Annotated in this window: 3 protein-coding genes; 1 reads left to right on the forward strand and 2 read right to left on the reverse strand. The window is 74.1% G+C overall.

The features are described 5' to 3' along the window. The coding region (locus GT030_RS04425) for a hypothetical protein (protein WP_346009562.1) at window positions 1-2,544 on the reverse strand (2,544 nt) is incomplete at its 3' end. Between the two features lie 155 nt (window positions 2,545-2,699). After that, window positions 2,700-3,407 carry a response regulator transcription factor gene (locus tag GT030_RS04430; protein ID WP_086690412.1) on the reverse strand — a complete coding sequence of 236 codons (708 nt, stop codon included), beginning with the start codon at window positions 3,405-3,407 and terminating at the stop codon, window positions 2,700-2,702. 216 nt (window positions 3,408-3,623) lie between these two features. Here GT030_RS04430 and GT030_RS04435 point away from each other — a divergent pair. Next, window positions 3,624-4,521, forward strand: an 898-nt coding sequence (locus tag GT030_RS04435) for a hydrolytic protein (protein WP_346009563.1), incomplete at its 3' end; no start/stop codon positions are given.

The raw sequence follows: 4,521 nt of genomic DNA on the forward strand, positions 1-4,521 counted from the left end.
TTCCGGAACCGGCGGCGCCGGGGGCGCGGGCGGTACCGGAGGCGCCGGGGGCGGCGTCGCAGTGGGCGGGGCCGGGCTCGGTGTCGGGGTCGGGTCGGGCGGCGCGGGTGCCTCGCGCACCGGGACCACCGTGCGGTCGGTGTTGTCGCTCGGGTCGGGGTCGATCACGGCGCCGGTCACCGACCAGTCCACGGGCTGGTCGCCGGGCGTGACCCCGGTGACGGTGACGGTCACCGGGACGGTGGCGCCGGGCGGCACCACGCCGAGGTCGCAGGTGAGCCCGCGCACGTCGCAGTTCCGGCCGGGCGCGGTCAGCCCGGTGACAGTGGCCCCGAGTGGCGGCGCCACGGTGAACCGGGTGCCGGGCGAGGCCGCGGGCCCCTGGTTCACGACGTCGACGCGGACGGTGCCGGTACGGCCGACGACGACCTGCCCAGAGGTGTCCGGGGCCTGTACGGCCAGGTCCACGGACTGCTGCACCGAGGGCTCCTTCTGGCGGCCCCCCAGCGCGGTGGTGAGCGGGGTGAGGGCACCCGACTCCACGTCCACCCGGCTCAGCTTCTCCGGGCTGTTCGCCGCGAGCTGGGCGCGCGAGCTGAACACCAGACCCGTGCCGTCCGCCGTCCAGGCGGCGTCACGCGGCTGGAACGGACCCGTGGCCGAGGCGTCCGGCAGCTCCCGGCGGCACGCGCCCGGCAGACCGCGGCCGGCGGCGGGCAGCAGCACCCGGCAGTCGTCGCCCGACACCGAGGTCAGCAGAAGCCCGCCCTGCTGGTCGACCCGGCCGCCACCGGCCTTGCGGTTGAAGGCGATGGTTTGCCCGTCGGGGGAGAAGGCCGGGCTGTCGTCGATGACGTCGCAGGCGCCGGGGCAGTTGGCGGAGCTGAGGTCGCGCTGCTGGTCGAGGTGGTCGACCGGGACGGTCCAGATGTGCTTGTTGCCGTTCCCGCCGCCGATGATCTGCGTACGGGTGAAGGCGAGCCGGGTGCCGTCCGAGGACCAGGTCGGCTGGGCGTCGGTGCCCTGCGCCTGCCCGGCCGGCGGGGTGATGGTGCCCCGGAGCGCGCCGGTGGCCACGTCCGCGATGAGCACCCGGCCCGGCCCGGCCGCGTCGCCGGTACCGCCGGGCGAAGTACGCCGGAAGGCAAGGGACTTGCCGTCGGGCGAGAAGGTCGGGTCGGTGTCCCAGTCCTTCGGGCCGCGCCCGGCCAGCGGCAGGGGCCGCGGGTGTGAGCCGTCGGCGTCGGCCAGCCAGATCCGCTCGATGCGTCCGGCGTCGGAGTCCTCGAACCGGGTCAGCACGATCTGCCGCCCGTCCGGGGTGTAGTTCTGCCGCTCGGTCCACGGGTCGGAGCCGGCGGCGGGCTGGAACAGCGGGTCCTTCGCCGGATCGGTGTTGGTGTCGGCCGCCGGGTCTTCCTTGAGGATGGTCAGACCCAGGTCACGGGGGTCCGAGCCGTCCGCGCGGGCGTCCTGGAGGGTCACCACATGGGGTCCGGAGGCGGTGGTGCGGTCCACCACGGCCCCGCCGCCGTCCACCGGCCCGAGCCAGGTGACCGTGCCGACCTCGCGGTCCTCGGTCAGGACGAGCGACCGGTTGCCGTCGTCGTCGGAGTGCACGACCGTCCTGAAGACGTGGTCGAAGTCGCCCTCGCAGGTGCAGTCGCGGTCCGGGCTGAGGAACAGCAACTGGTTCCCGTCGGGCAACCACGCTGCCCCGTGGGTACGCCAGCCTGCCTCCGTGGCGCCCAGCAGCGGGCCGCCGTCACCCGAACTCGCGTAGACATAGCGCAGTTCGGGGCCGTCGGCGTTGGTGGCCGTGTAGGCGATGATGTCGCGCTTCTCGGCGGTGTCCAGCGGGTTCCACGCCGGCTCGCCCGCCGTGCCGTTCGCCGGATCGGTGACGCGGTTGGCGGTGCCGCCCTGGAGCGGGCGGACGTAGACCTGCCGGCCGGCCACGGGATCGGCGTCACTGGAGTACGCGAGCCGCCGGCCGTCCGGCGACACCGTCGGGCATTCCTCGTCGGCCGGGGTGTTCGTCAGCCGGGTCAGACCCGTTCCGTCGGTGCGCACCAGCCACAGGTCGCGCTGGGTGGCGCCGCCGGGGCCGCCGGGCTCGGCCGAGTCGAAGACGACCGACCGGCCGTCCGGCGTCAGCCGCGGGTGTGCCGCGTCCCGGCCGCTGGTCAGCTTGGTCACGGAACCGTCGGCGGCCCGGAGGTAGACCTGCGGGTTCCGCTCGTCCCGGCGGCTGGCGAACACCAACCGGTCGCCCAGCGCCGAGGGTTCCACGTCGTAGTGGGTCGCGCCCTCCCCGAACAGCGGGGTGCTCGACTTCGTCGTCGCCACCCGGCCCAGGCTGCGGTGCCGGGTGCCCGCGAAGGCGATCCGGGTCACTCCGTCGTCACCGGCTCGGGGGCGGGCCTTCGCCGTACCGGGACCGGCGGCCGCCGTCACCGCCAACAGGGGGACCAGCAGCAACAACGCCAGGCCGATCCGCTCCAGCGGGTACCGCCACCCGCCGGCCTTGTCCGTGCCCGTCACGGGCCCACCTCACCGTCCGCACTCCGCTTTCGCACAACCGCCTGCCATCCTGGGCGTCGCCGTCCCTGGTGCGGCAGGGCCGACGGGACGCTCCCGGGGGAAGCGGCGGAGGGGCTTTCGGGCAGTGTGCCGACAGCCGGTGGTCAATCCACCTGTCAGATCAAGCCGTTGCGCAGCGCGTAGCCGACCGCGTGGGCCCGGTTGCGGAGCTGCAGCCGGGTGATCACCTCGTGCAGCACGTTCTTCACGGTCCGCTCGGAGTACGAGGTCTTCCGGGCGATCTCCCCGGTGTCCAGGCCCTCCGCCACCAGCCGCAGCATCTCCGTCTCGCGGGGCGCCAGGGTGGACAGCGACGCCGCCCGCGGGTCGAGCGGGGAGGAGCGCTGCATGCTGCCCACGTGGGTGAGGAGTTTGGCGAGCAGATCGCCGGGCAGCATGCCCTCGCCGTTGGCTATGGCGAGGACCAGACGCAGCAGCCGGTCCTGGTCGGCCTCGGCGCGGCGGAGCACCGCCGCGACCCCGTTGTCTATGGCGCGCTGGAGAGCGTCACCCGACTCGAAGGTACCGACCACCAGGCCGGTGCGGGTCGCGGAGTTGTGGCGCAGCCGGTTGAGCAGCGCCGACGTCTCGTCGTCCACCGTGTCGACGGTGATCAGCGAGACCTGGGCGCTGTCGGCCGCCCCGGCCTCCACGAACTCGATCTCGGGGCGCTGGCGCAACTGGTGCACGATGCCGACGTAGAGGACGGGGTCGGGGGCGTAGACGGTGACGGAGACCCGCTCGGGCCGCCTGGCCGAGGTGGTCCAGGGTGCGGTGTGGGCGGCGGGAGCGGGATGGTTGGCCTGAGGGCAGCTCGTGGTCATGAGTCCTGTTTCCATCGAACGTGTGGGGGTGGTGCGGCGCGCCGGTGGAGCAACGTGCGGGACCGAGCGGCGGAAGTCGGCCCGCGCACGGTCTTCGAAGGTCAACTGGCGCTAGCCGAAAGGGAGTAGAGGAGCGCTGTCCGGGGCACGAGCACTGCCCGCGGGCTTGCCCTCGCGCCTCTCCGAAGGGAAGGGGCCGCGTCATACGGTCACCGGGTGACGTCTCCAGCATCCACCCCCAGCCCCGGCGCGCCCGGTTCCGACATCCCCGCGGTGTCGGTGACGCCCGGCGGGCTCGCCACCACCACCCTGACCGTCCGCAACGACAGCGACATCGTCGAGGCATACGGCCTCGAGGTGGTCGGCGACTGCGCGGCCTGGGCCACGGTGGAGCCCGCGCGCGTGTCCCTGTATCCGGGCACCTCCGAGACGGTGACCATCCGCCTCGAACCCCCGAGGTCCCCCGAGGTCCGCGCCGGTGAGGTGCCGCTCGCCGTACGCGTGCTGCCCACCGAGCACCCCGAGGCGGTACGGGTGCCCGAATCGACCGTACGGATCGAGGAGTTCCGGGAGCTGCGCGCCGAGATCGCCCCGCGCCGCCGCCGGGGCTGGCTGCGCGGCCGCTACCGGCTGGCGCTGCGCAACGAGGGCAACACCCCGGTGACGCTGGGCTTCACGCCCGCCCAGCCCGGCGAGGAACTGCGCTTCACCCTCAAGCCCGCCGAACAGAGGCTGGAGCCCGGCGAGTCGGCGGAAGTCGGTCTGCGGGCCCGTATCGGCAAGCCGGTGTGGTTCGGCGCCCCCGTGATCTGGCCGTTCACGGTCACCGTCGCCGAGACGGCGGCACCGGACGCGCCCCTGCCGGAGCCCGCCGACGCGATCCGTACCTCGCTGGACGCCGAGTTCGTCCAGATCCCTGTCTTCCCCAAGTGGCTGCTCGCGGTGCTCGCCGCGCTGATCGCCCTTCTCCTCGCCTGGTTCACCCTGGTACGGCCCGCCGTGCGCAGCGCGGCCAAGGAGGCGGCCGACGAGGTCGTCCAGCAGCGGCCCACCCCCGGCGGCAGCGAACAGGCCGGCCAGGGCACGGGAGCCGACGGCGGGGTGCCCGGCACCG

It is taken from the genome of Streptomyces sp. SID1328 (genome assembly GCF_009865595.1).
Classification (GTDB): Bacteria; Actinomycetota; Actinomycetes; order Streptomycetales; family Streptomycetaceae; genus Streptomyces; species Streptomyces griseoluteus.

Coding starts and splice junctions, on each gene's coding strand:
- GT030_RS04430 (WP_086690412.1), bottom strand. CDS start 3,407: ATGACCACGAGCTGCCCTCAGGCCAACCATCCCGCTCCCGCCGCCCAC.